The following is a 26,871-nucleotide window of genomic DNA, read 5'->3' on the forward strand; positions in this document are numbered from 1 at the left end:
CGTGCCGTCGTGCTACCGCCGCGTGGCATTGCCTACAGGGTGTGCCTCAGCAAACGCGGCGCCCGACGGCTTGGGCACCGTGTTTGTACACCGGGTAGCCGGGCGTTCGCAACCTTCATTTTGTACTGAATGGTTCATGCGTAATGATTCGGGCGGAGCAGCGCACGCGCGTCACAGTCACGAACCTCAACGGCTGACTACCTTACTTCTGCTGCGTTTCTGCCTATCTTTACTCACCACCTTGCCCGCATTGGCCGCCATCCGCTGCTGCGCGACCTCGCGCACCGCTTCGATAAACGCCTGCCCCACCGGCGACGGCTGCGTGTCCGAGCGGCGGATCAGCCCGACCGGCTCGCCCGTGCCCGCAAAGGGCAGCGGCAAACGCACCAGCATGCCGTGCGCCAGCTCATATTCGACGGCACTCAGCGGCACGAACCATACCGCGTCGTTTTCGAGCGTCAAGGCCCGGCCCGTGGATACCGACAATACTTCGACGAACGCCGACAACGGCGGCACGCCCCACGCACTCAGCAAACTCTCCGCCGATTGCCGGATCAGCGTGCCGAACGGCGGCAGCACCACCGGAAAATCTTCGAGCGACGTAGCCGGCAAACTAAGACCGACCGCCAGCGGATGCCCCATTCGCACCACGGCAACCAGCGGCTCGGAAAACAACTGCTCGAAGCTGAGCCCGACCATCCGCTCAGGATCGGCCAGACGACCGACCGCGAATTCAATCGTGCCCGCTTTCAGACGCTCAAGCAATTCCGGGTTCGCGCCAGTGGCAAGGCGCACGATGACGCGTGGCCAAAGCACCGCAAACTGTTTCAGCACTGGTGGGATCAGCGCGGCCGCGACAGTCGGCAAAATACCGACCTCCAGCGTGGCGGCGGCCGCGCCTTCCGCGCGCGCCAGCAGATCGACGCCCTGGCGCAACGCGCTGACGCAGGCGCTGGCGTGCGGCATGAACAGTTGCCCCTCACGGGTCGGCACCGCGCCGTGACGGCCGCGCTCGAACAGTTTCACGCCGAGAATCGCTTCGAGTTCGGCAACCGTCTTGGATACGGCAGGCTGGGTGATGGACAGGCTGTCGGCGGCTCGCTGGACGCTGCCGAACTGGGCGACGGCCAGAAAGCACTGGAGATGGCGAAATTTGACGCGGCTGTCCGCGAGACTGCGTTGCATAACGGAAGGTTATACGAAACGGACGAAAACGTCATTTTTCATAACTGCCTAGGTTAGATACAGTCCTTCTCATAACACCGTATCCCACAATTCCTCGAAGGAGACACTGATGGACGATTCCCTGCTCAGTCCGCGCGACTTTCCGTCCCACCCCGATTACGTCTATCCCAGCTACGGCTCGTCGACCAAGCGCGGCCCCAAGCTCCCGCTGATTCCGCTGAAAGAGAAGCTGCGCGACCAGCGCGTGCCGGTTTATGGCACCGACGACCTCGGCGCACTCGACCACGATCTGACGAAAAATGCCGTGCGTAACGGCGAGCCGCTCGGCGAGCGCATCATCGTGACGGGCCGTGTGCTCGACGAAAATGCGCGCCCGGTGCGCAATACGCTGGTCGAAATCTGGCAAGCGAATGCAGCCGGCCGCTACGTGCACAAAGCCGACCAGCACGACGCGCCGCTCGATCCGAACTTCCTCGGCGCAGGCCGTTGCATCACGGACAACGAAGGCCGTTACCGCTTCCTGACCATCAAGCCGGGCGCGTATCCGTGGGGCAATCACCCGAATGCATGGCGTCCGAACCATATCCACTTCTCGCTGTTCGGCGATCACTTCGGCTCGCGACTCGTCACGCAAATGTATTTCCCCGGCGATCCGCTGCTCGCCTTCGACCCGATTTACCAGGGTACGCCGGAAAGCGCGCGTGAACGCATGATCGCGAATTTCTCGCTCGACACCACGCAAGAGGCCTACGCGCTCGGCTACGATTTCGACATCGTGCTGCGCGGCCCGAACGAAACGCCGATGGAGCGCTAAGCCATGACCACTCTCAAGCAAACGCCTTCGCAGACAGTTGGACCGTACTTCGCTTACGGTCTGTGCCCGCAACAATACGACTTCGAGTACAAGAGCCTGTTCACGTCCGTTCTGGCCGACCGTGAAGCAGCGGGTGAACACATCTCGATCGTCGGTCAGGTGTTCGACGGCGACGGCAAGGTGGTCGGCGACGCGATGATCGAAATGTCGCAAGTGGACGCCAATGGCCACTATCCGGAATCGCGGGAGGAAATCCTGAAGACTGGCTTTCACGGTTTTGCGCGCATGGGCACGGGCACGGACCCGCACAAGCGCTTCATCATCGAAACGGTGAAGCCTGGCCGTGCGAACCCGGATGAAGCGCCGCACATCAACGTGATTCTGACGATGCGCGGCATGCTGCTGCACACGTTCACGCGTATCTATTTTGAGGACGAAGCCCAGGCGAATGAGCAGGATGCCGTGCTGGCAACGGTTCCGGCAGATCGTCGTGGCACGCTGATCGCGCGTCGCGAGCCGAATAGCGCCAATGTGTATCGCTTCGATATCCACATGCAGGGCGACAAGGAAACGGTGTTTTTCGACCTGTGATGTGAGATCGGTGAGCCTGTGAAAGCGATCGGGGTATTTTCTATACTTTCATATTGCTTTCACATACACTGGCTACGATCCGTCTAGCGACTGGATCGCGATACTCCGAGTAGAGTAGTTAAGCCCGCCTTGCGCGGGCTTTTTTTTGCGCTTCTTGCGCGCTCAACGCGCTAGCGAGCAGCGCAGCCAGCGGCGAATCCTGATCACGTCGGCGATGTGATCATGCGGGCCGGGTGCGCCCAGCACGACGATGTCGATCGGCCTGCCATGCACCAACATCCGCACCACGACGCAGTGACCGGCCTCGTTGATAAAGCCGGTCTTCTGCAACACGATCGAGCGGTCGCCGCCTCGCACCAATGCATTCGAGTTGTGATAACTCAAACTGGCCCGGCCGCCGCCCGGAAAGACCACTTGCGAGCGGTCCGTCGAATACGCGCGAATCAACGGATAGTGACTCGCCGCCGCGACCAGCAGCGACAGATCCTCCGCGGTCGACACGTTCTGCGGCGACAAGCCCGTACCATTGACGAACGACGTATGACGCATCCCAAGGGCGCGCGCCTTCGCATTCATCGCTGCGACGAAGCCTGGCCGGCCGCCCGCGTAGTCTCGACTGAGCGCAGCGGCGGCGCGGTTTTCCGACGACATCAGTGCAATGTGCAACATGTCGTGACGCGACAATCTCGAACCGACGCTCAAGCGTGAGCCGGTGAACTTGTCGAAATCCTGATCCTGAACGGTGACGTCGAGCCGCGCATCGAGCGCGTGCCTGACGTCGAGCGACACGACTGCCGCCATCAGTTTGGACACTGAAGCGATAGGCACGACCCGGTCGGCCTGTTTCTCGGTGAGCACGGTGTGGGTTCGCTCATCGACCACATAGACGGATCGCGCGCGAAGCAATGCCCGCGATCGACGCGTATAACCACAGCGCGCCAGCAGACGAAGCCCCGAACGCGCAGACGCGCGCGAAGCCGCTGATTGCCGGGCATTATGTTGCGTGGTTTGTTGCGTGGTTTGTTGCGTGGTCCGTTGCGTGGTCCGTTGCGTGGTTTGTTGCGTGGTTTGTTGCGTGGTTTGTTGCGTGGTCCGTTGCGTGGTTTGTTGCGTGGTTTGTTGCGTGGCTATCGGGTCGGGACGGCGTGCGTCGCGCGGTTCCCTCGCAACGCGCGCGGCCTGACGACGATGTTTCGACGTGATTTTGCCGATATGCATGGGTTGCGCCGCACTCGTCGTGTGCTTGCGTTTGTGCACGACACGACGCCGACCTTTGTCGACGGCAGGCCCTTTCGCTTGACCACGCGGTTTGATTGTCGCTGGCGACGCACGCGCAACGGACGGCGTGACGTGTGTGCCCGCACGCGCGGAAGTGGCTTGGCCACGCTCGTGAGTCGCGCCAAACGAAGCCCCGATATTCAGCCACAGCAGACCGAATATCGCGATAGTGCGGAGCCAGACAACGAGGTAATAAGCAGGAAATTCAGATGAAAAAGTTCGACGACCGTACGGCATGCAGCTTCCCGTTCTGTGCCGCGCGAATTCGAAAGAAGTAAGCACCGCGCCGGCAACGACCCGCCGATGTTAAGACAGATCACGCATGCGATCAACGACGAACAGGCATTGCGCCTGATAGGCAGAGGACTTGCCTTCAGGCAAAAAACTCTGCAAAAACCGCGTTAGCACCGGAAGAAATCGAGGCTCTGCCCCGCGTAAATCGCGCGCGCAAGCCAGTCCGGTTTATCGCCGTAGCCGTCCCACGTATTACCGTATGCGTCGCGATACATCACTGCGCGGACAGCGTTCGCATCGGCTTCTAGCGAGTCCTCCAGCGCCTCCAGCGTAATGCCGTAGTCGTCCATACGTCGGCGTATCCACGCGACCAGGCGCTCACGTGCGTTTCCATCGAAGTCGAGCAACCCTTGTTCTTCTCGCTCTTTCATAACGTACCGGTATCGCTGCGATTAATGCTCGCGTTAGACAAACGAACACTTCGCTAAACAGCGCGAAGCTTATGCATGACTCATTGGAATGAAGTGCGATTCGAATCTGCGACATGACTCCCGACGCGCAAAAATTGCACCCGGAAATGAGGCCTGGTCAATCTTGGATTAAGGAGAATTCTTAGGCAATCAGCTCGAATCGCATCCGCTGCCAGCCTCTCTTTACGCTGCGAAGAGGCATCAGGTTCAGCGCATGGAAAGTAATTCTAGCATTCAATTTATTTTGTTTGCAGCCAGACGATGCTGAATGACGAGTTGGGGTTTTCCATTCTTATTCGTTTATCTGCGTATCGGATAGGCGGCAGAATGTGCACAATACCCGGCGACGTACAGGGACGAAAAGACAAAGCCGCGCGTCGTCATGCTATGTTCCGCTGCATAGTGTGCACATAGCCCACAGCCCCATGCATAGGAGACACAGCCATGCCCGCCTCAACCGCCATCATCACCATCCTGGCCGCGCTGCTGCTCGGCGCCATGAGTCCGGGACCGAGCTTCGTGATCGTCGCTCGCAATTCGATCGGGCTATCGCGCCGCGATGGGCTCGCCACAGCGCTCGGCATGGGCATGGGCGGCGTGTTCTTTAGCGGCATCGCGTTACTCGGTCTCTATACGTTGCTGGCCACGGTCGAGTGGCTCTATATCGGACTGAAGGTCGCGGGGGGTTTGTACCTGATCTATCTGGCGTCGAAAATCTGGCGCGGCGCCGCTAAACCGCTCGCTTTCGACGCCACGCAGGCCGCTTCCATGAATCCGCGCAAATCGTTCTGGATTGGCTTGAGCACGCAACTCAGCAATCCGAAAACTGCTGTGTACTACGGCAGTATCTTCGCGGCGCTGCTTCCACAGCACCCGCCACTGTGGTGCTACTTCGCGTTGCCGCCTGCCATCTTCGCGATCGAAGCAGGCTGGTACACGATCGTCGCACTGTGTTTTTCAAGCAAGCGCCCGCGCGAAATCTATTTGCAATGGAAAGCGTGGGTCGATCGCGTCGCCGCAAGCGCCGTCGCTGCGCTCGGATTGCGCCTGATTCTGACCGCACACAAAGTGGGCATCTGAGCGTCTTTCCCATCGTGACTTGCCGTGTCACCGACGCGGCGAGCCGCCTTCAGTGGGCTTCACAACGCACTAAACAGCACGGCGAGCTCAACCGATCCACCTCTCCTCGCAAAACAGTTACAAGTTATCTATTGACGCCGATACACCCTCCCGGTTACTGTGGCACCCGAAGTTCAAGAAGTTCGATTGCTGTTCATCAATGTCTCGCTCCCTCAGCGGTATTCGTTGTCCTCTCCCTTCCTTGACGCTTCAAGCGCTCGTTTGCAGAGCAAATTCTTCAATTTTTACCTCAAGGATTCTTCATGGATACCGGTACCGTTAAGTGGTTCAACGACAGCAAAGGCTTTGGCTTCATCACCCCGGACAAGGGCGGCGACGACCTGTTCGCGCATTTCTCGGAAATTCGCAGCGACGGTTTCAAGACGCTGGCTGAAAACCAGAAGGTGAGCTTCGAAACGAAGCAAGGCCCGAAGGGTCTGCAAGCGGCTAACATCAAGCCGCTGTAAGTTTGAAGGGCTCGGTGTCCGGCAACGGACATCGGGCTGCAGCGACACCCTCGCGGAGCTTTTGGCTCCCACAGTTGGCGCGATTCGCTTTTTAGCTGCATTTATTCAAGCAGCTTGCCCAAGCGCCAAACGCCTCGTTGCACCTCATTCTCCCCTCCGGCTTCAACGCCCATTTTTTCGCTTTCCGACTGCGTTCAGATTCGGCTCGCAATGGCTTGAATCAGCTCGTCCGCGATACTCGTAATACGGGGTCGAACGGCCGGCTCGCACTCGAATAATCATTAAAATATAAAATGACAAACAAACATATTCATCATTACAACGGCTATGCCGTCCAACCCTCGGCGCATCGTTTGCCCGACGGTAGCTTTTCATCCAACCTGCTGCTCGAACGCGCTGACAGCGCACGCACCGAAGGGCGCTACCAGTTCTATTCGCTCGACTATTTCCCGAACGAAGAACAGGCATTGCGGCACTCGGCGCATTGGGCGCATCACTGGGTCGATACACGCGGTTAAGCGTGCGGCTCTGCAAATAACGCGTAATTAATTCAGCGGATCCTGCCGGCGCATCTTGCGACGCTGGTTTGCACCTCAAGCAGCATGAGTTCTATAGCGTTGCATAGCGCGCCTTCAGCAGGTGCGCTATGCAACGACGCTATCTCTAGCTTTTTCCTTCCGCGTTGATTCGCGCACGTAGTTCGAACTTCTGAATTTTCCCCGTCGACGTCTTCGGTAATTCGCCAAAGCGCACTGCTTTCGGCAACTTATATCCCGCCAGAAACAGTCGACAGTGAGCGATGATTTCTTCTTCGCTGACCTGCGCGCCTTCTCTGAGTTCGACGAACGCGCATGGCACCTCGCCCCACTTCGGATCGGCCATCGCCACGACTGCGGCAACCGACACCGCTGGATGACGGTATAGCGTGTCCTCGACTTCGATACTCGAGATGTTCTCCCCACCTGAAATGATGATGTCCTTGCTGCGATCGCGAATGCGGATGTAGCCGTCGGGCGTCCGCACGCCGAGATCGCCGGTATGGAACCAGCCGCCGCGGAAAGTCGCCTCGGTCGCGCGGGCATTCTTCAGGTAGCCCTTCATGCAGATATTGCCGCGAAACATGATTTCGCCGAGTGTTTCGCCGTCGTCGGGAACAGCGGCGAGCGTGTCGGGATCGAGCACGGTTACCGCTGCCTGCAAGTGATACCGCACGCCTTGCCGCGCGTTCAACTCGGCGCGCTCGCTGTCGTCGAGAGATTCCCACGCCGCCTGTTTTGCGCAAACGGCGGCGGGTCCATAGGTTTCGGTGAGGCCGTAGACGTGCGTCAAATCGAAACCGATTTCCTTCATCTTCGCAATGACCGCCGGCGGAGGCGCTGCGCCGGCCACCATCGTCGACACGCGATGCGTAATACCCTCGCGCCATTCGACAGGCGCATTGGCAAGCGCGCTCTGCACGATCGGCGCGCCGCAATAGTGGGTGATGCGTTCGCGGCGAATCAATTCGAACACGGTCTTCGCATCGAATTTACGCAGGCAGACGTTGACGCCTGCGCGCGCAGCAACGGTCCACGGAAAACACCAGCCGTTGCAGTGGAAGGCCGGTAACGTCCACAGGTAGACCGCGTGTTTGGGCATGTCCCATTCGAGGATATTGCTCAGCGCATTCAGATACGCGCCGCGATGATGGTAGACCACGCCCTTTGGATCGCCGGTCGTGCCCGACGTGTAGTTCAGCGCGATGGCGTCCCACTCGTCGGCTGGCTGGGTCCACGCGAATGCCGGGTCGCCGGATTGCAGAAACACTTCGTAGTCGGTTGCGCCGGCAAATTGCGCGGCGTCGGCCGGCATCGCGTCGGCCACGCTGATCACGCGCAAGCCGGGAAATTCCCCCGCGGCACGATGCGCGAATTCGCTGTATTCGGTGTCGACAATCAACGCCTTTGCTTCGCCGTGACGCAGCATAAACAGCAGCGACGACACATCGAGCCGCGTATTCAGCGTATTGAGCACGGCGCCCGCCATCGGCACGCCGAAATGCGCTTCGATCATGGGTGGAATGTTGGGCAGCAACACGGCAACCGTATCGCCCCGTTCGATTCCGGCCTGCCGGAGCGCACTGGCGAGGCGCCGGGTGCGCTCGTACGTCTCGCGCCAGTTGCGGCGGATATCGCCATGGACCATCGCCGGCCGCTCACCGTAGACTTCCGCCGCGCGCGCGATGAAATCGATTGGCGTCAGCGGGACATAGTTGGCTTCGCGCCGCTCCAGACCTTCTTCGAACATGTGTTTCATCGCGTTGTCTCCTGAGGCGCCAGGGGCGCCGTCGCTTATTTTCATCAATTATTCTGATGGGTAAGCTAGCCTAGCAATTGTGATGCTGAACTGTCTGTCATTCAAATGACAGAGTGGCGCGACCGCGACTTTTCCGACCCGGCAGCCACTGGAAACCCTCATCAATTACTTATGAACGACGCCCCGCTGACCGTCCCGGCCGACCCCCGCTCCGCTCCGCCAACCCGTGTAGCCCGTGCCGATCTGGCCCGGCTATTTGGCACCTGCGCATGGTTTCGGGCGCTCAGCGCCGAGCATCAGGCGATGGTCGTCGCCAGCTCGCACGCGGAGCACCTGGAGGGCGGAGCATGGATCGCGCGCCGTCAGGAACCGTCGGACTACTGGATCGGCGTGCATTCCGGTCTCATCAAACTCGCCATTTACAACGCATCCGGACGCAGTTGCACGCTGTCTGGCGTGCCGCCGGGGGGCTGGTTCGGCGAAGGCAGCGTGATCAAACGCGAATTGCGTAAATACGACGTGGCCACGATCCAGCCGTCGCTCGTGATGTTCGTGCCGTCCATCACGTTTCACGCGCTGCTCGAATCGAGCCTGCCCTTCACCGGCTTCGTGATCCGGCAACTGAATAACCGCATGGGCGAGTTCATTGCATCGATCCAGAACAGCCGGCTGCTGGATGTAGATGCACGCGTCGCGCAATCGCTCGCGCAGCTATTCAACCCGGATCTGTATCCCGACACCGGGCGCACGCTGGCTATTTCGCAGGAAGAGGTGGGGCTGCTGGCCGGGGTGTCGCGTCAACGGATCAATCAGGCGCTGCAAAACCTCGAACGGCTGCAGATTCTGCGTCTGTCGTACAACCAGATCGACGTGCTCGACCTTGAACGTCTGAGCGCGTTCGGCCAGGAACAGATCTAACGACGAGAAGAGGTGCGAATGGGCCGTCTGCAGTCGCCGTGTTACAGCGGGGGCGTTTCGACCTTGCGTGTCACGCGCCGCTCCAGCATCGCTTCGGTATTGAACAACGTGAGCACGATGCGCACCAGCACGCCGGAACGCTTCCAGCGCAGGTAATAGCGGTGTGCCGTCTGGTAAGGCACGTAGCGCTTCGGCATCGCGCTCCAAGGCTCTCGCGTGCGCAGCACCCACATCACGCTGTTCAACACCCGGCGCGTGTCGATAGTAGGGCGACCTCGTCGACGCGCGCGATCCAGCATTTCAGGCAGCAACGGCACGACGCGCTGCCATTGCTCGTCGGTCAGCTCGAGGGCTTCATCCAGACAGCGCAAAGGGGTGAAAGCGGAAGTATCCATGCAGTTCTGGCGCGCACGTGCAGCACAGGTGCTGGCTCCGCCGCGAAGAAATAGTCTATGAAACAGTGGGTTTTCAGACTACCCGAAGCCCGCTTCCGCGAAAGTTAATTCTTGTCAGATGCGCAAGCGCAAGTGTCAAAAATTGCAATAATTTATTGCGCCAACACATTTTGGCGTGAGGAAAGCGCTGGTCTATCATCGGCGCGCCCGTGCGTGGCCTCGCCTCGCGCGCCGCCTTTGAAAAAAAGATCCCTACACGACAACACAAATAGGCAGGAATAGCAGTGAGACAAATCTCCCTTCTCAAGACAGCCGCGCTCGTGGGCGGCGCCGCCCTCGTCATGACGTCCGAGCAGGCTTCGGCCCAAAGCTCGATCACGCTTTATGGCGTTGCCGACGTCAGCGTGCGCTATCTGACGAACTCCAATGCAAATAACGACGGTCGCCTGTACATGACCAATGGCGCGATCACCAACAGTCGCTGGGGTCTGCGCGGCTCGGAAGATCTGGGCAACGGCCTGAAGGCGATCTTCGATCTGGAAAGCGGGATCAATCTGCAGGACGGTTCGGCTTCGGACAGCCAGCGGCTCTTCAACCGTAATGCGTACGTGGGCTTGAGCAGCCAGTACGGCACGGTCACGTTCGGCCGTCAAAAGACGCCTTTGTTCGACCTGCTTGGCGACACCTATGATCCGCTGACGGTCGGCAATTACGCCGAAAACTCGTGGCTGCCGGGCGCGCTCGGCGCGGGCCTCTATGCGGACAACGCCGTGAAGTACACCGGCACGTACAACGGCCTGACCTTGGCCGCGATGTATTCGTTCGGCACCAACTCGGAGTCGACCGGCGTGGACGGCTTCTCGGGACAGGTGCCGGGCCATCTCGGCGCGGGCAATATGTATGGCTTCACGCTGTCGTATGTGGCGGGCCCGTTGAGCGTCGCGGCCGGCGTGCAGCAAAACAGCGACAACAGCAATAACAAGCAGACCATCTTCAACGCGAACGCGGTCTACTCGTTCAGCTCGGCAAAGGTGTACGTCGGCTATCTGCATTCAAAAGACGACACCGGTTTCGTGGATAGCGCGCTCGCGCAACAGACGCTCGTGCCGGGCGTCGATTTCCTGAAGGGATCGGGTCGCATCGACAACGGTCCGTTTGCTGGCGTCACGTGGCAAACCACGCGCGCACTGACGCTGACCGGCGCAGCCTACTACGATCACATGTCCAATGCGGCGATCGGTAACGGCGAAGTGGGTAGCGGCTATCGCTATACGTTCGTCGCGCTGGCCGAATATGCGCTGTCGAAGCGCACCGAGGTGTACGGCACGGTCGATTTCGACAAGGTGTCGGGCGCTGCATCGGTCGAATTGCCGGGCCGCAGCAACCAGACTGGCGTCGCACTCGGTATGCGGACGATTTTCTAAAGCACACAAGGCCCGCAAGGGCCTTGATGGGCGCGTGACGTCAAAGTCTCGCGCCCATAAAAAAAGGTGCCGCAAGCGGCACCTTTTTCATACCGCAACCAGCTTAAGCCGAAGCTTAGAAGCGGTGACGCAGACCGACGGTAGCAGCCGTCTGGTTCTTCGACGACGACGGGGCAACCGAGTTGTCACCGCTGTAGATCGAAGCAACACCGCCGTCGCCCATTGCGTGTTGGTACACGGCTTGAGCGTAGACGTCGGTACGACGCGACAACGAGTAGTCAGCTTGCAGGCCGATCTGGTGGTAGCGGGTCTTCATTTCGCTGCCGTCGCCGTTCGTGCCGTAGCCACGCGAGTCCGTGAACGTGTAAGCCACGCCCAGCGCCATAGCCGGCGTCAGGTTGTACTTACCGTTGACTTCGTAGTTGTTCGAACGACCCGGGCGTTGACCTGCGACTTCAGCACCAACCAGGTTGTCGACACGCGATTGCGTGAATGCAGCACCGACGGTTGCCGGGCCGAACGAGTACGACGCTGCGCCGCCGAATTCACGTTGACGGAAGTTACCCGTCATCACGCCACCAGCGTTAGCCAGCACGCCGTCCGAAGCACCGCTCGTGTTTGCAGCCGGGTTGTTCTGCTGTGCGTAAGCAGCGCCCAAACGCAGGCCCTGGAACTGGTACGCAGCACCGACGCTGTACTGACGGTTGTCAGCGAATGCACCAGCCTGGTTCGAGAAGCCGTACGTGCCGCCGAACGTGAAGCCAGCGTAGTTAGCGCTCGAGTACTTGATCGAGTTGTTGACCGACTGACCACCGTTCGTGTTCAGGTTGTCGTTGTTGTACGGGTGAGCGAAGAACGTGCCGCCCCAGCTGCCCGTTGCCGTCAGCGGTGCGAGGTAGTCTTGCGATGCGTCGTATTGACGACCCAGCGTGACCGTACCGAATTGCGCGCTCGACAGACCGACGAATGCTTGACGGTTGAACAGGCCACCGTTGTTACCGAGGCTGCCGTTGTTGATGCCGAAGCCGCTTTCCAACGTGAAGATTGCCTTCAGACCGTTACCCAGATCTTCCGAGCCACGCAGACCGAACATGCTTTGGTTGATGCCACCGCTACCAGCTGCCCACTTGGAATTGCCAGCCACGTTGCTGGTGTACGTCAGACCTGCGTCGAGCAGACCATACAGGGTCACGCTGCTTTGTGCGTGAGCGACGGATGCGAACGATGCGGCAACCGCAACGACGATGAGACTCTTCTTCATGTGGGACTCCTGTTCGGAAAATTTACGCGGGGAGCGGGACCTGCCTCAGCAGCGCATGAACCATGTGCTGCTGCCCAGTTCGCTGACCGTTTCGGATCAGCCTCGGGCACCCTTGAAACGAAGCGTGAGTGTAGGGGGAGGCCCTGGTAGCAGCGGCGGCAATTTCCACAACAGGATTTTTCAAAATCAGCAACAATGTAAATGGGTATTGCATTAAGTCATTGTTTTTAAGGCATTTATCGCCATTTTCGATGCGTCATTCATCTGCTCTAGTCATAAGTAATTTGCAACGCTTCAATATTCAAAGTTGTGCGTATGCAACAGTGGTTTAATACTCGTGACGTAATCGGGTCGGAACAATTGAAAGCATATTGCCGGATAAGGCGCACGGAATAGACGCAATGAAATGGGCCGTAATCGTTCGGTGTAGATTTATTTAAGAAAACCGGGAACTTTGATGAATTGATAATGTCGTTCACCGGTGATGATTAATTAATCCGCTTATCGGCTGGCGATTAATTAATTGGTGAATCCGATTGAATTATTGGCTCTGGAGCGGGTCCGCTGCGTGCAGGTGCGGCGAAAGTTGGCTGAGCGAAGGTGCTGGGTCCCGTGCAGGGAACAAGCAACCCGGTTATGCGTAAGAGGGAAGCAGGGAAGCCTTCGGCACGGGTGTTGCCCGGAGGTGAGTTGCGGCGCCGACCGCCGCGTGACAAACCCCGAGCCGAAAGCGGACGGCATACAACGAACAGCCTTCCGTATTCATTTAACGGCGCGAGCGCTGCCGTTTTTACACGGAGTTTCCCTAATTTCCATCGAAGTGGCGTTTATGGGCAGGCTATTTGCGCTTTAGCGCCTCCTCGTCCTCGGGCGACGAGCCCGGCGCAAGCGGATCGGTGTCCGGCGGCGTGTCCGGAAGTCGCTCGGGTTGTTCACCGGGCTGCTCCAACGGCGGGTCGGGAGGATCCGCAATGGGATCGATAGTGGGAACGGTTTGCATGATGAGCGCCTTGTCGGATGGGAAAGTCTCCCATCTTCAGGCGCGCAACACTTATTCCCGAGGGGCTACTGCAAGAGGACGCAGGCCTCTATGTATCCGCGCTTTCCGTCAGCGGTCCGGCGCTATCCGCGCCGGTCTGTAGAAATTTCGCTCGCTCGCAGCGAAACTTTCAACGTTCGGCTGGCTACGCCTTTGGCGGCCTAAGCCGGCTCAAGTCAGTGACTACGCTCGGACGACGAGCGCAAAGTCTCGTCGGCGGAGCCGGTCAGGAATGGCTCGAGGCCGAACAGCCACGCAAAGCAGAACGTGACGCGCGTCAATGCACGCATCGGCTTTTGCGGCGCAATTTCATTAGGAGCGTCCAGTGGCGTGGCCAGCATGGTTTGAGGCTGGGCGAACTCGGCAGCGGTGTGGTCGGGGCGCATGGTGGTCTCTTTATTAATACGGCTTGGTAGCCGAGCTTACGCAAACGACGTGCCACTTCCAGCGGATGAACGTCAACGCATCTGACATGAGCCTAGCGGCGCACCGCCGCGCACTCTGTGCGGCAGCCCGCCAACGGCGAGCGCAATACGCGCCGGAGAATCGCCGGAAAGAGGCGATCAAAATAGCGGGGATTTTATCGCGCGGACGTTCGCGAGAATGATGCTGCTTAGCCAAGCAGAAGACGTCGATTATCGATATCGGATCGCAGGCGTGGCGCCAATATAAAGCGCCATCGAATTCGCCAGATTCAACCCGATGCGAGGCTCGCCCAATTCAATCAGAACCAGCGGTGAACAGATTAATCGCGCAACACAAGCGCCAAATTGTCGCATCTTATAAATCGGCTTCAAGGTCTTTCACGCCGATAAACAAAAAGGGTTCCGAGAATCTCGGAACCCTTTTCTCAATGCTTTGGTGGGCCGGGTCGGATTCGAACCGACGGTGTCCTTTCGGAGGCGGATTATGAGTCCGCTGCCTGCAACCAGCACGGCGTCCGGCCCAAGAAAAAAGACCCGGTCATCAAGGCCGGGCCCCTTCGCTGATTGGCCGACATACTACACGAAAAAGGGACCTCCGCAACCGCTTCGCATGCGCGAAACGTCTAGGAGGCCCCTTCAACCTGCTGCGTAATCGCCGAACAGCCACACCTGCAACGATCAACTTCCTTCGAGGAACGACTTGAGCTTGTCCGACCGGCTCGGGTGACGCAGCTTGCGCAGCGCCTTTGCCTCGATCTGACGAATCCGCTCACGCGTCACGTCGAACTGCTTGCCGACTTCTTCGAGCGTGTGATCGGTGCTCATCTCGATACCGAAACGCATGCGCAGCACTTTCGCTTCGCGCGGCGTCAGCGAATCGAGCACGTCCTTCACGACATCGCGCATGCTGGCATGCAAAGCGGCGTCGGCCGGCGCAACCGTGTTGTTGTCTTCGATGAAGTCGCCCAGATGCGAATCGTCGTCGTCACCAATCGGCGTTTCCATCGAGATCGGCTCTTTCGCGATCTTCATGATCTTGCGGATTTTGTCTTCCGGCATTTCCATCTTTTCGGCCAGCGTTGCCGGATCCGGCTCAAGACCGGTTTCCTGCAGAATCTGCCGCGAAATACGGTTCATCTTGTTGATCGTTTCGATCATGTGAACCGGAATCCGGATGGTACGTGCCTGGTCCGCAATAGAGCGCGTAATGGCCTGGCGAATCCACCACGTGGCATACGTGGAAAACTTGTAGCCGCGACGATATTCGAACTTGTCCACCGCTTTCATCAGGCCGATATTGCCTTCCTGAATCAGGTCGAGGAACTGCAGGCCACGGTTCGTGTACTTCTTCGCAATCGAGATCACGAGACGCAAATTGGCCTCGGTCATCTCGCGTTTTGCCTGACGCGCCTTCAGTTCACCGGCCGCCATCTGACGGTTGGTTTCCTTCAGGTCCTTCAGCGGCAGTACGACGCGCGCCTGCAAATCCAGAAGACGTTGTTGCTGTTCGCGAATGGCCGGAATGTTACGCGTGAGAATTGCGCTATACGCGTGACCTTCGCCGACGATCTTGTCGGCCCACTCCAGATCCGTTTCGCTGCCCGGGAAACGCGCGATAAATTCCGCTCGCGGCATGCCGCACTTGTCGACCACGGTGTGCAGAATCTGGCGCTCGACCTGACGCACTTCGTCGACCTGCGCACGCAGCGTGTCGCACAGACGCTCGACCGTACGCGCGGTGAAGCGGATCGTCATCAGTTCGTTCTGAATCGTTTCCTGCGCCTTCAGATACGACTTCGACTTGTAGCCTTCCTTCTCGAACGCGCGGCGCATCTTGTCGAACCATTCGCTGATCATCGCGAATTTTTCGAGCGACGCACGCTTGAGCGCTTCCATCTGCGCCGCGTTGGCCGTGGCTTGCGCCGCGCCGTCGTCTTCTTCCTCGTCTTCGTCGCTCTCTTCTTCGACTTCCTCTTCTTCGCTTTCGATCGCTTCCGCTTCCTGCTCGGAGAAGCCGTCGGCGTCTTCAGCGTTCGCGTCGATCAGCCCGTCGACCAGTTCGTCGATACGAATCTCTTCGTTCGCGACGCGCTCGGCCATGGCCAGGATGTCGGCGATCGTGGTCGGGCACGCAGAGATGGCCATCACCATGTGCTTCAGGCCGTCTTCGATCCGCTTCGCGATTTCGATTTCGCCTTCGCGCGTGAGCAGCTCGACGGTACCCATTTCACGCATGTACATGCGGACAGGGTCAGTCGTACGGCCGAATTCGGAGTCGACGGTAGAGAGCGCAACTTCCGCTTCTTCTTCCACTTCGTCGTCTGACGAAGCGGCCGGTGCGTTGTCGTTCAGCAGCAGCGTTTCAGCGTCGGGGGCCTGTTCGTAGACCGCCACGCCCATGTCGTTGAACGTGCTGATAATGCCTTCGATCGCCTCGGTTTCAGTAAAGTTGTCCGGCAGGTGATCGTTGATTTCAGCGTAGGTGAGGAAGCCGCGTTCCTTGCCGAGCTTGATCAGCGCGCGCAGTTTCGAACGGCGCTCTTCGAGCTCTTCGACCGTGCCCGGCTGTGACGACGCGAAGGCATCTTTCAGCAGCGCTTTTTCCTTGGCACGACGGTCGCGAGCCTTGACCTTTTCGACCTTGGCCGGAACCGCGGCAGGGGTCTCTTCGGTCTGGGTTGCTTCGTCATCGACAGATACTTCAGTCAGCTTTTTCGTCATGGAGTTCGCCGTACCGGCTGTAGTCTCGACTCGCGGCTGTTGAACAACAGCCGGTTGAACCGTGGATACTGGAATCTCACGCGCCGCCGCTTCGTCCTGCACGGCAGGCGCTTCCCTTGCGCTTCTGACACCTGGCCTCGAGGCAGCCGGTTGTGGCACAGCTTTCGCGGCCATGACCGGATCTGCCTGCGCGGCCGAAGTGGTCGATGAGTTCTTCCCGGCAACCGGCGTAACGCTGACGGTAGACGTTTTTCTGGCGGAAGAAACTAACCTGGCCTCGGTGACCTTTCGGGTCGGCTCCTTGGAGCTTGTGCCTGTCGCTTTATTTCCGCCTGTAGTCTTTGCCATCGCATCGCCTTTTCGCCTTTGCTAGGAAAACCCTTGAAAAACAAACCGCTAGAAACCTTTAATTATAGCACCGAGGTTTTTTGTCAACCCCTTTACAGCCCGAGTTGGCGCTTCATATCAGCGCGCTTCCTGTTCAGTTCCGACAGCTCCGCGAACTCCTCCGGCGTATGCCGGGATTGCCGCGAAAGTTGCTCGAGCCGGTCACAGTAAGCGTCGTACCGCATCTTCAGGATCGCTGCCTTCAGTTCCTCACCGACGATCCTTTCCTGCTCGCGCCGCTCCTCGATCACGGTCGCATCCTCCGGGTCTTTCAGCAGCAAATCCCGGACGTTTTCATCATAGTCTAGAATTTTGCGAAAGATTTCCTCGAAAGTTGGGGCGTTTGCGCCGTTTCGCAATAGGTCGGACAACAACTGAAACTCCGCTGAATCGCCCAGTGCACGCGCGTGCGTGGTCACCTCCTCAAACAGTTCGCCGTGCCGGGTCACGCTCAGAAGCGCCTGTTCGGCGTCTTCGTCGAGCACCGCCACCGTGCGCGGATACATCACCAGATTGCGCAGCGTCTTTTCTTCGATCCCCGTCACGCTGCGGCGGTCCTTGCGGGCTGGCGCCTGGCGGGCGGCTGCGGCGATCCGCGAATCGACTTCGCAGAGTGCGGCGACTTCGTCGAACGGCACGTCGAGCCGGTCGGCGAACATGTGCATGATCTGCGCCCGCAACGCGTTGGCCGGCAGCGCCTGCAACAACGGCTTGGCGTCGAACAGCGCACGGGCACGGCCCTCGGGCTGGTCCAACTCCTTGCCGGTCAGCACCTCGTTCAGCATGAACTGCGACAGCGGCATTGCGCGTTCGACCTGTTCGGCGAACGCCTCGGTGCCGAATTCGCGCACGTAGCTGTCCGGATCGTGCTCGGACGGCAGGAACAGGAAGCGAATGGTCCGGTTGTCCGCCGCATGCGGCAAACAGGCGTCCAGTGCGCGGCGGGCGGCGCGGCGGCCGGCCGAATCGCCGTCAAAACTGAAGATGACCGTGTCGGTCTGGCGCATCAGTTTCTGGACGTGAATCGGCGTGCAAGCCGTGCCGAGCGTGGCGACCGCGTTCTGGAAACCCAATTGGGCCAGCGCGACCACGTCCATGTAGCCTTCCACCACGAGCACGTAATGCTGTTCGCGGATCGCCAGACGCGCTTCGAACAGACCGTACAGTTCGCTGCCTTTGTTAAATAGAGGCGTTTCAGGCGAATTCAAATACTTGGGCTCGCCGCCGTCCAGCACGCGCCCGCCGAAGCCGATCACCTGCCCTTTCACATTGCGGATCGGGAACATGATCCGCTCGCGGAAGCGGTCGTAACGGCGATTCTGCCCCTGCGCGTCGGACTTTTCGCTGACGATGACCAGCCCCGACTCGACCAGCGAATCGTCCCGGTAATTGGGAAAGGCGGGTTCGAGGTTCTGCCAGCCGTCCGGCGCATAGCCGAGGCCGAAACGGGCCGCAATTTCGCCGGTCAGCCCGCGTTTCTTCAAATATTGGATCGCATTGGGCGCGCTACGGAGTTGCTTGCGGTAATAGTCGCAAGCGGTCTGCATGACGTCGGAAAGCGCCGTGGTGACGGCCTTCGAAGCGCCGGGCGCATAACCGCCGCCAGAGCCACCCGCGCCGCCGCCATATCCCGGCGACGGCTCATTCGGCACGGTCAAACCGACCGATTGCGCCAGATCGTTGACGGCCTCAGGAAACGAGGAGCCCACATGCTCCATCAGAAATCCGATGGCCGTACCGTGCGCGCCGCAACCGAAGCAGTGATAGAACTGCTTAGTCGGACTAACCGTAAACGAAGGGCTTTTCTCGTTGTGAAACGGACAAAGCCCCATGAAGTTCGCGCCGCCCTTTTTCAACTGCACATATCGACCGACCACGTCGACGATATCGACGCGGTTGAGCAGGTCTTGCAGGAATGACGGTGGAATCACAGTAAATGACGCTACCTTAAAAGCTCAACACTGCACGCTGCGCCGCCGTCGGGCGACGCAGCGTGCAGGCCGGGTCAAACGGAAATTACTTCGAGAGCGCAGCCTTGACCTGAGCCGACACGGCCGTCATGTCGGCACGGCCAGCCAGCTTCGGCTTCAGCACGCCCATCACCTTGCCCATGTCCTGCGGACCGGCGGCGCCGGTTTGTGCGACCGCCGCCTGAACTTCGGCAACGATTTCCGCTTCAGACATCTGTTCAGGCATATAGGCGGACAGGATGGCCAGTTCGGCCTTTTCCTTGTCGGCGAGATCGGTGCGGGCTGCGGCCTCGAACTGGCTGATCGAGTCCTTGCGCTGCTTGATCATTTTGTCGATGACGGCGGTGATCGCGGCGTCGCCGAGCGTCACACGCTCATCGACTTCGCGCTGCTTGATAGCGGCGAGCAGCAGACGGATCGTGCCGAGACGCTCGGTCTCGCGCGCCCGCATGGCAGCTTTCATATCGTCGTTGATCCGGTCTTTGAGAGTCATCACTCACCTGAATGCGTTGAAATTTGTGAAACCGGCCGGGTGGCTTGGATCACCCACTGCATCAACACGAATACCCGCTTGGGGACTGCTTCCTCAAGCGGGTTGGCGCAATATGCGTAGTGAATGCGACCCTGCCGGCTGGCCCGAAGGGCCGTGTTTCTGTGACGGCACCTGCTGCGCCGCCACCGGTTGGATGTCGCCGCTCCGTTCAAGCGGAACCGCGGCAACGCCAGAATCTGTAGAACTTCTTTGACAGCATCTGACCCACGCAGACGCTTGAAATGGCGCTTTACCGCAGCCTCCTTCTTGCGCTCACGCTCAGCCGTTAGCTTTTCGTAATAGCCGCAAGCGCTAAGCTCGGTCAGCCCACCGTTTTTCTCGATGGTGCGCTTGAAACGGCGCATGACGACTTCAAACGGCCCGTTGTCTGCTTGTTACCTCTGCTTGCTGCCTTTTTCGCGGATGATCGTCGTTTTTCAATAACGAAACTCCGCAGAGGTTCAGGAGTATAGCAGAGCTTTCTCACAAAGCTAATGCGCCGTCAAGCCCCTTCTTTATGCGCCTCGCACGTACTCCACAGCGGCTTCGCCGGCTGCTACGCCTGATGCCCACGCCCACTGAAAATTGTAGCCGCCGAGCCAGCCGGTTACGTCGACCGCCTCGCCGATGAAGTACAACCCCGGCGTGCGCTCGCTCATCATCGTCGTCGACGACAGGCCGCGGGTGTCGACGCCGCCGCGCGTCACTTCGGCCTTGCGATAGCCTTCAGTGCCATTCGGCGTCAGCGTCCAGCGCGACAGAGCGTCACCCACGCGCCGCAGCGTTTTGTCCGGCAGATCGGCCACACGGGCATCCGCGGGAATCTGGTGAGTTTCCAGCCACACATGAGCGAGCCGTTGCGGCACCCATTCGGATAGCAGATTGGCAATCTGACGCCTGGTGCCCGTTTTCGACTCCAGCAACTCGGTCGTGGCGTCGCGCTCGGGCAGCAGGTTGATATGAATCGGCTCGCCGGGCTGCCAGTAGCTCGAAATCTGCAGGACGCCGGGTCCGGACAAACCACGGTGCGTGAGCAGCAGGTCTTCGTTGAATTCAGCACCCGTCTTCTTGTTACCGGTCGCCAACTGGACTTCGAGCGACACGCCGGACAGCGCCGCAAATGGCGCCCAGTCGGCGGCGGCGAAGGTCAGCGGAACCAGCGCTGGACGCGTATCGATCAGCTTGTGGCCAAACTGCCTGGCGATCCGATACGCGAAATCAGTCGCGCCGATCTTGGGAATCGACAGGCCGCCGGTCGCCACGACCAACGCGCGTGCGGTGATCGGGCCCGACTGGGTATCCAGCGTAAAACGGCCCTCCGCGTCGCGCCGAACTTCTTCCACCGACAGCGGCGTGCGCCACGCAATCTGACCCGCGTCGCACTCGTTCTTCAGCACGTTGATGATCGCGTCGCTCGACTGATCGCAGAAAAGCTGCCCTTTGTGCTTCTCGTGCCACGTCACATGATGGCGTTTGAGCAGTGCCATGAAGTCGCGTGGCGTATAGCGCGCCAGCGCCGACCGGCAGAAATGCGGATTCGCCGACAGATAATTGCCGGGCCCCGCATACAGATTCGTGAAATTGCACCGGCCGCCGCCGGAGATGCGGATTTTTTCCGCGAGACGCTGCGAATGGTCGATCAGCACCACGCGACGGCCGAGTTGCCCAGCTACAGCCGCGCACATCATGCCGGCCGCGCCCGCGCCGATCACTGCGATATCAAAGGATTCCATGGGGCCGCATTGTACCCGCGCGCCGGCGGCCCCTCGCCCGCGCTGCTATACTTTGAGGCTTACCTTTTTCTTTCGAGCGCGCTGGTGTCCCCGCCTTCGCGCCCGTTCAAACCCCACCCCATCATGCTCGTTCTCGGCATCGAAAGCTCCTGCGACGAAACCGGTCTCGCGCTCTACGACACAGAGCGCGGTCTGCTCGCGCACGCGTTGCATTCGCAAATTGCGATGCACCGGGAGTACGGCGGCGTCGTGCCGGAACTGGCGTCGCGCGACCACATCCGGCGTGCGCTGCCGTTGCTTGAAGAGGTGATGGAACGCGCAGGCGCCGTGCGCAGCGACATCGACGCGATTGCGTACACCCAAGGGCCGGGGCTAGCGGGCGCGCTGCTGGTCGGCGCGAGCGTTGCGAATTCGCTGGCCATGGCGTGGGACAAACCGACCATCGGCATTCATCACCTGGAAGGGCATTTGCTGTCGCCGTTACTCGTGGATGAGCCGCCGCCGTTCCCGTTCGTTGCGTTGCTGGTGTCCGGCGGTCATACGCAATTGATGCGTGTGACCGACGTGGGCGTCTACGAGACGCTCGGCGAAACGCTCGACGACGCCGCCGGGGAAGCCTTCGACAAAACGGCGAAGCTGCTCGGCCTCGGCTATCCTGGCGGCCCAGAAGTCTCGCGCATGGCGGAATTCGGCACGCCAGGCGCCGTCGTCCTGCCGCGCCCCATGCTGCATTCCGGCGACCTGGACTTCAGCTTCAGCGGGCTGAAAACGGCGGTGCTCACGAACGCGAAAAAGCTTGGCGGCGCGAATATCTGCGAACAGGCGAAGGCCGATCTGGCGCGCGGTTTCGTCGATGCGGCTGTGGAAGTGCTGGCCGCGAAATCGCTGGCCGCGCTGAAGAAGACCAAGCTTAACCGGCTGGTTGTGGCTGGCGGCGTTGGCGCGAACCGGCAACTGCGCGAAGCGCTGTCCGCCGCCGCGAAGAAGCGCAACTTCTATGTGCATTACCCGGATCTGTCGCTGTGCACGGACAATGGCGCGATGATCGCGCTGGCTGGCGCGCTGCGTCTGCAACGCTGGCCTGATCAGTCGGGCAAGGACTACGCGTTCACGGTAAAGCCGCGCTGGGATCTCACTTCACTTGCCCGCTAAGCCGCCAATCAGCGCACAGCCGTAAAAAAAGCCGCTTTTTAAAGCGGCTTTTTCAATGCAAGACAGCAGACGCAAAGGTCGATCAACCCACCCGCTTATCCCGCTCGATCACCGCATACGCGCTGTGATTGTGAATCGACTCGAAATTCTCTGCTTCAAGCGAATACGCAACGATCCGCTCGTCCGTATTCAGACGCTGCGCAACATCGCGCACGAGATCTTCGACGAACTTCGGATTTTCATACGCACGTTCGGTGACGAACTTTTCATCCGGGCGCTTGAGCAAGCCCCACAGTTCGCACGACGCTTCCTCTTCAGCAATACGCACCAGTTCTTCCACAGCCACATCGCCCACCAGTTCGGCATTGATCGTGACGTGCGAGCGCTGGTTATGCGCGCCGTACTGCGAGATTTTCTTCGAACACGGGCACAGGCTCGTGACCGGCACCAGCACTTTCAGGAACAGACGCGTTGCGCCGTTGCGGGTATCGCCCGTCAACGTGACTTCGTAGTCGAGCAGGCTTTGCACACCCGATACCGGCGCGGTCTTGTTCACGAAATACGGGAATGACACTTCGATGCGGCCGGCTTCGGCTTCGAGCTTTTCGAGCATCGCCGCGAGCATCGTGCGGAACGTTACCGGTTCGAGCGGCGTCTTGTTCTCTTCGAGCAACGCGACAAAACGCGACATGTGCGTGCCCTTCTGCTCAGCCGGCAGATGCACGTCGAGATTCCACGTACCGACCGTCGGCTGCACTTCGCCACCTTGTGTGCGCACGGTCAACGGATGACGCACGCCCTTGACGCCAACTCGCTGGATCGGGATTTGACGCGTATCGGGCGTGCTTTGCACGTCGGGCATCACAAAGGCGGGGTTCATCTGATTCATTTTTTTGTCCTTTCAAGAAACGCCGGGCCGAACCAGGTTTTCCACACCGCTGGCAATCCCGCTCCCTGCAAGAGGTTCCTTGGGTGGAGAGGAGATCGCCTCGTTGGGCGCCGTCGCGAAGCGACGGTTGGGGGCTCGCAGCGACCGGGCGAATCAGCCTACGCAACGGCGAACGCCGGCCTGGGCCGGCGTTACCAGATGGGCCGAAGCCTCATCGATTCAAGTGTGAGATTGCCATGCCGCCATAGCAGCGGCGACATGCCAAACGGCAGCGCAATCAGGCGACGCGCTTCACCGACGATTGACCGCCGACCGCGCCGCTCGCCAGAAAGCGTTCGCGAATCGACTTGGCGATACCCGCAGCGTCGAGACCGCACGCGGCGAGCAGCTTGGCCGGGTCCCCATGATCGATGAACCGGTCAGGGAGGCCCAATTGTAGTACGGGACGGATAACCCCACTTTCAAGCAGGGCTTCGACGCAAGCCGAACCCGCGCCGCCCATCACGCAGCCTTCTTCGACGGTGACGATGGCGTCGTGCGTGTCGGCCAGTTGGCGAACCAGTTCAGCGTCGAGCGGCTTGACGAAGCGCATGTTTGCGACCGTCGCGTCGAGTTGCTCGGCAGCTGCGAGCGACGGCGCGACCATCGTGCCGAACGCCAGAATGGCAATACGCTTGCCAGCCGGCTGCGACGTTTCGCGACGCACTTCGCCCTTGCCGATCGGCAACGCAGCCATCTGCTTGACGGTAGCGACACCCGTACCGGCACCGCGCGGATAACGCACCGCGGTCGGATTCGGCTGCTGCAACGCCGTGTACAGCATCTGGCGACATTCGTTTTCGTCCGATGCCGCCATCACCGTCATGTTCGGGATGCAGCGCAGGAACGCGAGATCGTATGCGCCCGCGTGCGTGGCACCGTCCGCACCGACCAGACCCGCGCGGTCGATGGCGAACACCACTGGCAGATTCTGCAGCGCGACGTCGTGGATCAGCTGATCGTATGCACGTTGCAGGAAGGTCGAGTAAATCGCGACAACCGGCTTCATGCCGTCCGCCGCCAAGCCGCCGGCGAACGTTACCGCGTGCTGCTCGGCGATGCCGACGTCGAAGTACCGCTCCGGGAAGCGCTTCTCGAACTCGACCATGCCCGAGCCTTCGCGCATGGCCGGCGTGATACCGACGACGCGCGAGTCCAGCTCGGCCGCGTCGCACAACCATTCGCCGAACACCTGCGTGTAGGTCTTCTTCGACGGCGTGGTAGCCGGCTTGATACCTTCAGCCGGATTGAATTTGCCCGGACCGTGGTACAGCACCGGATCGGCCTCGGCCAGCTTGTAGCCTTGACCCTTCTTGGTCACGACGTGCAGGAATTGCGGACCACGCAGTTCCTTGATGTTTTGCAGCGTGGGGATTAGCGAGTCGAGATCGTGACCGTCGATCGGGCCGATGTAATTAAAGCCAAACTCTTCGAACAGCGTGGCCGGCACGATCATGCCCTTCGCGTGCTCTTCGAGCTTGCGAGCCAGGTCGAGCATAGGCGGGGCGACGCGCAGCACGCGCTCGACGCCCGCCCGCGCGGCAGCGTAGAAGCGGCCCGACATCAGGCGCGCGAGATGGCGATTCAGCGCGCCGACCGGCGGCGAAATCGACATGTCGTTGTCGTTCAGGATGACCAGCAGCGGCACGTCGTCTTCGACGCCGGCATTGTTCATCGCCTCGAACGCCATACCGGCGGTCATCGCGCCGTCGCCGATCACCGCGATGCCCATGCGGTTATCGCCCTGCAGCTTGCTCGCGACCGCCATGCCGAGCGCAGCTGAAATGGACGTGCTGGAGTGCGCTGTGCCGAACGTGTCGTATTCCGACTCGTCGCGCTTCGGGAAGCCCGAAATCCCGTCGAGTTGACGCAGCGTGTGCATCTTGTCGCGGCGGCCCGTCAGGATCTTGTGCGGATAGGTTTGATGACCGACGTCCCAGACAATCCGGTCGCGCGGTGTGTCGAACACGTAATGCAGAGCAATGGTCAACTCGACCGTGCCGAGGTTGGACGAAAGATGGCCGCCCGTCTGCGATACGCTGTCGAGCACAAAGGCACGCAACTCGTCGGCAAGCGGTTGCAATTGGCGGCGATCGAGGCGGCGCAAGGCTGCCGGGTCGTCAATGGTTTTCAGCAAGTCGTACATCGTCGTTCCATTGTAGGAAAACTTACGCGCCCGCACTTCATACATGCACCCGGGGAAGAAGGTGCGCGGCGGCGGGCTTTCGCGTTTAGCTAACCCGGTTCACCACCAGGTCGGCCAATTCGGCCAGACGCTGCGCGCGGGCGCCAAACGGCGCAATCGCGGCATGGGCGTCGCTGCGCAGTTGCGCTGCGAGCGCGCGGGATGCGTCAAGCCCAATAATTGACACGTAGGTCGGCTTGCCGTCCTTCGCGTCCTTACCTGCGGTCTTGCCGAGCGTCGCGGAATCGGTCGTGACGTCGAGAATGTCGTCGACAACCTGAAACGCGAGGCCGACAGCGGCCGAATAAGCGTCGAGCGCACGCATGGCGTCCGCGTCCGGCGTTTCACCGGCCAGCGCGCCCATGCGTACCGCGGCGCGCAGCAACGCACCGGTTTTCAGCCGGTGCATGGTCTCGAGTTGCGGGCGTGTCAGCGTGTGGCCAACGCTCGCGAGATCGATTGCCTGACCGCCGCACATGCCGATCGAGCCGCTAGCCAGGGCCAGTTCGCGCACCAGCGAAGCCTGTTGTGCCGGCGTCAGAACCTCGGACGTCAGCGCAACGAAAGCTTGTGATTGCAGCGCGTCGCCGACCAGCAATGCCGTCGCTTCGTCATATTTGACGTGTACCGTCGGCTTGCCGCGACGCAACGCGTCGTCGTCCATACAGGGCATATCGTCGTGCACGAGCGAGTACACGTGGATCATTTCCAGCGCCGCCGCTGCCGCATCCAGGCATTCAGCGCGCGCGCCGGTCAACTCGCCAGCCGCATGGCACAGCAGCGGACGAACCCGCTTGCCGCCGCCCAGCACCGCATAGCGCATGGCCTCATGCAGTTTGACGGGCTCCGTCGCCTCGGTCGGCAGATAGTGTTCTAGTGCCGTTTCGACACGCTCGAGTACCGAGCGTGTCCATTGTTCGAATGTCATAGGTCGTCCCCGCTTTCAGTAGCGGCTGTGCCTGCGGTATTCATGGGCAGCGGTTTGAGCGTCTCGCCATCGAGCACGCGTACCTGCTGCTCGACCTTTTCGAGCTGCTGCTGACAAAACGCCACGAGAGCCGCGCCGCGCCGATAGGCGGTGAGCGACTCATCGAGGCTCAGGCTGCCGCCTTCCATGCGCGCAACCAGCTCTTCCAGCTCTGCCTGCGCGGCCTCGTAGTTCGCCGGCAGCGGCGTGGTATCGACGCCTTCGGCTGGCACGGCAGCAGGTTCTTTCGAAGCGGTTTTTGCCATGTATAGTCGCAAAATTAAAACAAGTCGGACATTCTACGGCAAAAGCGACATTTCCGATCCGCTCGCCGCCTTCCTCATCTCCCGCGAATCCCGCGCCGCCCCAGCAGTCTCGCAG

Annotated in this window: 24 protein-coding genes, 1 tRNA gene and 1 pseudogene; 8 read left to right on the forward strand and 18 right to left on the reverse strand. The window is 60.2% G+C overall.

Annotated features, from left to right (window positions below; translation table 11 throughout):
* Nucleotides 1-186: 186 nt before the first annotated feature.
* On the reverse strand, nucleotides 187-1,185 hold the full coding sequence (gene pcaQ / locus LMG28727_RS25095; protein WP_201645009.1) for a pca operon transcription factor PcaQ: 999 nt from the start codon (nucleotides 1,183-1,185) through the stop codon (nucleotides 187-189).
* A gap of 109 nt (nucleotides 1,186-1,294) precedes the next feature.
* Between pcaQ and pcaH the strand changes: the two genes are divergently transcribed.
* On the forward strand, nucleotides 1,295-1,999 hold the full coding sequence (pcaH, locus tag LMG28727_RS25100) for a protocatechuate 3,4-dioxygenase subunit beta (RefSeq protein WP_201645010.1): 705 nt from the start codon (nucleotides 1,295-1,297) through the stop codon (nucleotides 1,997-1,999).
* 3 nt (nucleotides 2,000-2,002) lie between these two features.
* The gene (gene pcaG, locus LMG28727_RS25105; RefSeq protein ID WP_201645011.1) at nucleotides 2,003-2,590 is read left to right on the forward strand and encodes a protocatechuate 3,4-dioxygenase subunit alpha; all 588 of its coding nucleotides are present in this window, start codon (nucleotides 2,003-2,005) and stop codon (nucleotides 2,588-2,590) included.
* A gap of 162 nt (nucleotides 2,591-2,752) precedes the next feature.
* On the opposite strand, the gene LMG28727_RS25110 is transcribed toward pcaG, so the two are convergent.
* Together LMG28727_RS25110 and LMG28727_RS25115 are read right to left on the reverse strand one after the other, a co-directional pair.
* Nucleotides 2,753-3,808 carry a serine hydrolase family protein gene (locus LMG28727_RS25110; protein WP_407945866.1) on the reverse strand — a complete coding sequence of 352 codons (1,056 nt, stop codon included), beginning with the start codon at nucleotides 3,806-3,808 and terminating at the stop codon, nucleotides 2,753-2,755.
* A gap of 461 nt (nucleotides 3,809-4,269) precedes the next feature.
* Complete coding sequence (locus LMG28727_RS25115; protein WP_201645013.1) at nucleotides 4,270-4,533, reverse strand: H-NS family nucleoid-associated regulatory protein; 264 nt, start codon at nucleotides 4,531-4,533, stop codon at nucleotides 4,270-4,272.
* A gap of 483 nt (nucleotides 4,534-5,016) precedes the next feature.
* Between LMG28727_RS25115 and LMG28727_RS25120 the strand changes: the two genes are divergently transcribed.
* From LMG28727_RS25120 to LMG28727_RS25130, 3 genes are all read left to right on the forward strand, one after another.
* Entirely contained in the window at nucleotides 5,017-5,652 is a 636-nt protein-coding gene (locus LMG28727_RS25120; RefSeq protein WP_201645014.1) for a LysE family translocator, read from the forward strand.
* 302 nt (nucleotides 5,653-5,954) lie between these two features.
* Nucleotides 5,955-6,158: a cold-shock protein gene (locus LMG28727_RS25125; protein ID WP_028225987.1), complete on the forward strand. Its 204-nt coding sequence runs from the start codon at nucleotides 5,955-5,957 to the stop codon at nucleotides 6,156-6,158.
* Nucleotides 6,159-6,451: 293 nt separating this feature from the next.
* A complete protein-coding gene (locus LMG28727_RS25130) occupies nucleotides 6,452-6,676 on the forward strand; it encodes a hypothetical protein (protein WP_201645015.1) in 225 nt (74 codons plus the stop codon).
* A 145-nt stretch (nucleotides 6,677-6,821) separates the two neighbouring features.
* Here the strand turns inward: LMG28727_RS25130 and LMG28727_RS25135 are convergent, their stop codons facing one another.
* Nucleotides 6,822-8,453, reverse strand: coding sequence for an acyl-CoA synthetase (locus LMG28727_RS25135; protein WP_201645016.1), 1,632 nt, complete (start codon nucleotides 8,451-8,453; stop codon nucleotides 6,822-6,824).
* 171 nt (nucleotides 8,454-8,624) lie between these two features.
* Between LMG28727_RS25135 and LMG28727_RS25140 the strand changes: the two genes are divergently transcribed.
* On the forward strand, nucleotides 8,625-9,371 hold the full coding sequence (locus LMG28727_RS25140; protein WP_201645017.1) for a Crp/Fnr family transcriptional regulator: 747 nt from the start codon (nucleotides 8,625-8,627) through the stop codon (nucleotides 9,369-9,371).
* A gap of 41 nt (nucleotides 9,372-9,412) precedes the next feature.
* Here the strand turns inward: LMG28727_RS25140 and LMG28727_RS25145 are convergent, their stop codons facing one another.
* Nucleotides 9,413-9,766 carry a transposase gene (locus tag LMG28727_RS25145; RefSeq protein ID WP_201645018.1) on the reverse strand — a complete coding sequence of 118 codons (354 nt, stop codon included), beginning with the start codon at nucleotides 9,764-9,766 and terminating at the stop codon, nucleotides 9,413-9,415.
* A gap of 341 nt (nucleotides 9,767-10,107) precedes the next feature.
* Between LMG28727_RS25145 and LMG28727_RS25150 the strand changes: the two genes are divergently transcribed.
* The gene (locus tag LMG28727_RS25150) at nucleotides 10,108-11,190 is read left to right on the forward strand and encodes a porin (protein ID WP_201645173.1); all 1,083 of its coding nucleotides are present in this window, start codon (nucleotides 10,108-10,110) and stop codon (nucleotides 11,188-11,190) included.
* Nucleotides 11,191-11,305: 115 nt separating this feature from the next.
* On the opposite strand, the gene LMG28727_RS25155 is transcribed toward LMG28727_RS25150, so the two are convergent.
* From LMG28727_RS25155 to LMG28727_RS25195, 9 genes and pseudogenes are all read right to left on the reverse strand, one after another.
* Entirely contained in the window at nucleotides 11,306-12,451 is a 1,146-nt protein-coding gene (locus LMG28727_RS25155) for a porin (protein WP_201645019.1), read from the reverse strand.
* A gap of 838 nt (nucleotides 12,452-13,289) precedes the next feature.
* Complete coding sequence (locus LMG28727_RS25160; RefSeq protein ID WP_201645020.1) at nucleotides 13,290-13,451, reverse strand: hypothetical protein; 162 nt, start codon at nucleotides 13,449-13,451, stop codon at nucleotides 13,290-13,292.
* 215 nt (nucleotides 13,452-13,666) lie between these two features.
* Nucleotides 13,667-13,876 (reverse strand): hypothetical protein, encoded by a 210-nt coding sequence (locus LMG28727_RS25165; protein WP_201645021.1) that lies wholly within the window; start codon nucleotides 13,874-13,876, stop codon nucleotides 13,667-13,669.
* Between the two features lie 473 nt (nucleotides 13,877-14,349).
* Nucleotides 14,350-14,437: transfer RNA gene (locus LMG28727_RS25170), tRNA-Ile, on the reverse strand.
* 156 nt (nucleotides 14,438-14,593) lie between these two features.
* The gene (gene rpoD, locus LMG28727_RS25175) at nucleotides 14,594-16,984 is read right to left on the reverse strand and encodes an RNA polymerase sigma factor RpoD (RefSeq protein ID WP_201645022.1); all 2,391 of its coding nucleotides are present in this window, start codon (nucleotides 16,982-16,984) and stop codon (nucleotides 14,594-14,596) included.
* A gap of 92 nt (nucleotides 16,985-17,076) precedes the next feature.
* Nucleotides 17,077-18,954 (reverse strand): DNA primase, encoded by a 1,878-nt coding sequence (gene dnaG, locus LMG28727_RS25180; RefSeq protein ID WP_201645023.1) that lies wholly within the window; start codon nucleotides 18,952-18,954, stop codon nucleotides 17,077-17,079.
* Nucleotides 18,955-19,039: 85 nt separating this feature from the next.
* Nucleotides 19,040-19,486, reverse strand: a complete 447-nt coding sequence (locus LMG28727_RS25185) for a GatB/YqeY domain-containing protein (RefSeq protein ID WP_201645024.1) — start codon at nucleotides 19,484-19,486, stop codon at nucleotides 19,040-19,042.
* Between the two features lie 208 nt (nucleotides 19,487-19,694).
* Nucleotides 19,695-19,890, reverse strand: a pseudogene (gene rpsU, locus LMG28727_RS34310) (30S ribosomal protein S21).
* Nucleotides 19,891-20,040: 150 nt separating this feature from the next.
* Entirely contained in the window at nucleotides 20,041-21,258 is a 1,218-nt protein-coding gene (locus LMG28727_RS25195) for a BaiN/RdsA family NAD(P)/FAD-dependent oxidoreductase (protein WP_201645026.1), read from the reverse strand.
* Nucleotides 21,259-21,381: 123 nt separating this feature from the next.
* Between LMG28727_RS25195 and tsaD the strand changes: the two genes are divergently transcribed.
* Nucleotides 21,382-22,410, forward strand: a complete 1,029-nt coding sequence (gene tsaD / locus LMG28727_RS25200; RefSeq protein WP_201645174.1) for a tRNA (adenosine(37)-N6)-threonylcarbamoyltransferase complex transferase subunit TsaD — start codon at nucleotides 21,382-21,384, stop codon at nucleotides 22,408-22,410.
* An 82-nt stretch (nucleotides 22,411-22,492) separates the two neighbouring features.
* On the opposite strand, the gene folE2 is transcribed toward tsaD, so the two are convergent.
* From folE2 to LMG28727_RS25220, 4 genes are all read right to left on the reverse strand, one after another.
* Entirely contained in the window at nucleotides 22,493-23,299 is an 807-nt protein-coding gene (gene folE2 / locus LMG28727_RS25205; protein ID WP_201645027.1) for a GTP cyclohydrolase FolE2, read from the reverse strand.
* Between the two features lie 277 nt (nucleotides 23,300-23,576).
* Nucleotides 23,577-25,484 (reverse strand): 1-deoxy-D-xylulose-5-phosphate synthase, encoded by a 1,908-nt coding sequence (dxs, locus tag LMG28727_RS25210; RefSeq protein ID WP_201645028.1) that lies wholly within the window; start codon nucleotides 25,482-25,484, stop codon nucleotides 23,577-23,579.
* Between the two features lie 85 nt (nucleotides 25,485-25,569).
* Entirely contained in the window at nucleotides 25,570-26,451 is an 882-nt protein-coding gene (locus tag LMG28727_RS25215; RefSeq protein ID WP_201645029.1) for a polyprenyl synthetase family protein, read from the reverse strand.
* A complete protein-coding gene (locus tag LMG28727_RS25220) occupies nucleotides 26,448-26,756 on the reverse strand; it encodes an exodeoxyribonuclease VII small subunit (protein ID WP_201645030.1) in 309 nt (102 codons plus the stop codon). The genes LMG28727_RS25215 and LMG28727_RS25220 overlap by 4 nt, the downstream gene beginning before the upstream one ends.
* Nucleotides 26,757-26,871 lie beyond the last annotated feature (115 nt).

It is taken from the genome of Paraburkholderia metrosideri (assembly GCF_904848625.1).
Lineage (GTDB): Bacteria > Pseudomonadota > Gammaproteobacteria > Burkholderiales > Burkholderiaceae > Paraburkholderia > Paraburkholderia metrosideri.

Coding starts and splice junctions, on each gene's coding strand:
- LMG28727_RS25145 (WP_201645018.1), bottom strand. CDS start 9,766: ATGGATACTTCCGCTTTCACCCCTTTGCGCTGTCTGGATGAAGCCCTC.
- pcaQ (WP_201645009.1), bottom strand. CDS start 1,185: ATGCAACGCAGTCTCGCGGACAGCCGCGTCAAATTTCGCCATCTCCAG.
- LMG28727_RS25150 (WP_201645173.1), top strand. CDS start 10,108: ATGACGTCCGAGCAGGCTTCGGCCCAAAGCTCGATCACGCTTTATGGC.
- LMG28727_RS25135 (WP_201645016.1), bottom strand. CDS start 8,453: ATGAAACACATGTTCGAAGAAGGTCTGGAGCGGCGCGAAGCCAACTAT.
- folE2 (WP_201645027.1), bottom strand. CDS start 23,299: ATGAATCAGATGAACCCCGCCTTTGTGATGCCCGACGTGCAAAGCACG.
- LMG28727_RS25155 (WP_201645019.1), bottom strand. CDS start 12,451: ATGAAGAAGAGTCTCATCGTCGTTGCGGTTGCCGCATCGTTCGCATCC.
- LMG28727_RS25185 (WP_201645024.1), bottom strand. CDS start 19,486: ATGACTCTCAAAGACCGGATCAACGACGATATGAAAGCTGCCATGCGG.
- LMG28727_RS25160 (WP_201645020.1), bottom strand. CDS start 13,451: ATGCAAACCGTTCCCACTATCGATCCCATTGCGGATCCTCCCGACCCG.
- LMG28727_RS25130 (WP_201645015.1), top strand. CDS start 6,452: ATGACAAACAAACATATTCATCATTACAACGGCTATGCCGTCCAACCC.
- LMG28727_RS25125 (WP_028225987.1), top strand. CDS start 5,955: ATGGATACCGGTACCGTTAAGTGGTTCAACGACAGCAAAGGCTTTGGC.
- pcaH (WP_201645010.1), top strand. CDS start 1,295: ATGGACGATTCCCTGCTCAGTCCGCGCGACTTTCCGTCCCACCCCGAT.
- LMG28727_RS25120 (WP_201645014.1), top strand. CDS start 5,017: ATGCCCGCCTCAACCGCCATCATCACCATCCTGGCCGCGCTGCTGCTC.
- tsaD (WP_201645174.1), top strand. CDS start 21,382: ATGCTCGTTCTCGGCATCGAAAGCTCCTGCGACGAAACCGGTCTCGCG.
- LMG28727_RS25140 (WP_201645017.1), top strand. CDS start 8,625: ATGAACGACGCCCCGCTGACCGTCCCGGCCGACCCCCGCTCCGCTCCG.
- LMG28727_RS25195 (WP_201645026.1), bottom strand. CDS start 21,258: ATGGAATCCTTTGATATCGCAGTGATCGGCGCGGGCGCGGCCGGCATG.
- LMG28727_RS25110 (WP_407945866.1), bottom strand. CDS start 3,808: ATGCATATCGGCAAAATCACGTCGAAACATCGTCGTCAGGCCGCGCGC.
- LMG28727_RS25215 (WP_201645029.1), bottom strand. CDS start 26,451: ATGACATTCGAACAATGGACACGCTCGGTACTCGAGCGTGTCGAAACG.
- LMG28727_RS25165 (WP_201645021.1), bottom strand. CDS start 13,876: ATGCGCCCCGACCACACCGCTGCCGAGTTCGCCCAGCCTCAAACCATG.
- LMG28727_RS25220 (WP_201645030.1), bottom strand. CDS start 26,756: ATGGCAAAAACCGCTTCGAAAGAACCTGCTGCCGTGCCAGCCGAAGGC.
- rpoD (WP_201645022.1), bottom strand. CDS start 16,984: ATGGCAAAGACTACAGGCGGAAATAAAGCGACAGGCACAAGCTCCAAG.
- pcaG (WP_201645011.1), top strand. CDS start 2,003: ATGACCACTCTCAAGCAAACGCCTTCGCAGACAGTTGGACCGTACTTC.
- LMG28727_RS25115 (WP_201645013.1), bottom strand. CDS start 4,533: ATGAAAGAGCGAGAAGAACAAGGGTTGCTCGACTTCGATGGAAACGCA.
- dxs (WP_201645028.1), bottom strand. CDS start 25,484: ATGTACGACTTGCTGAAAACCATTGACGACCCGGCAGCCTTGCGCCGC.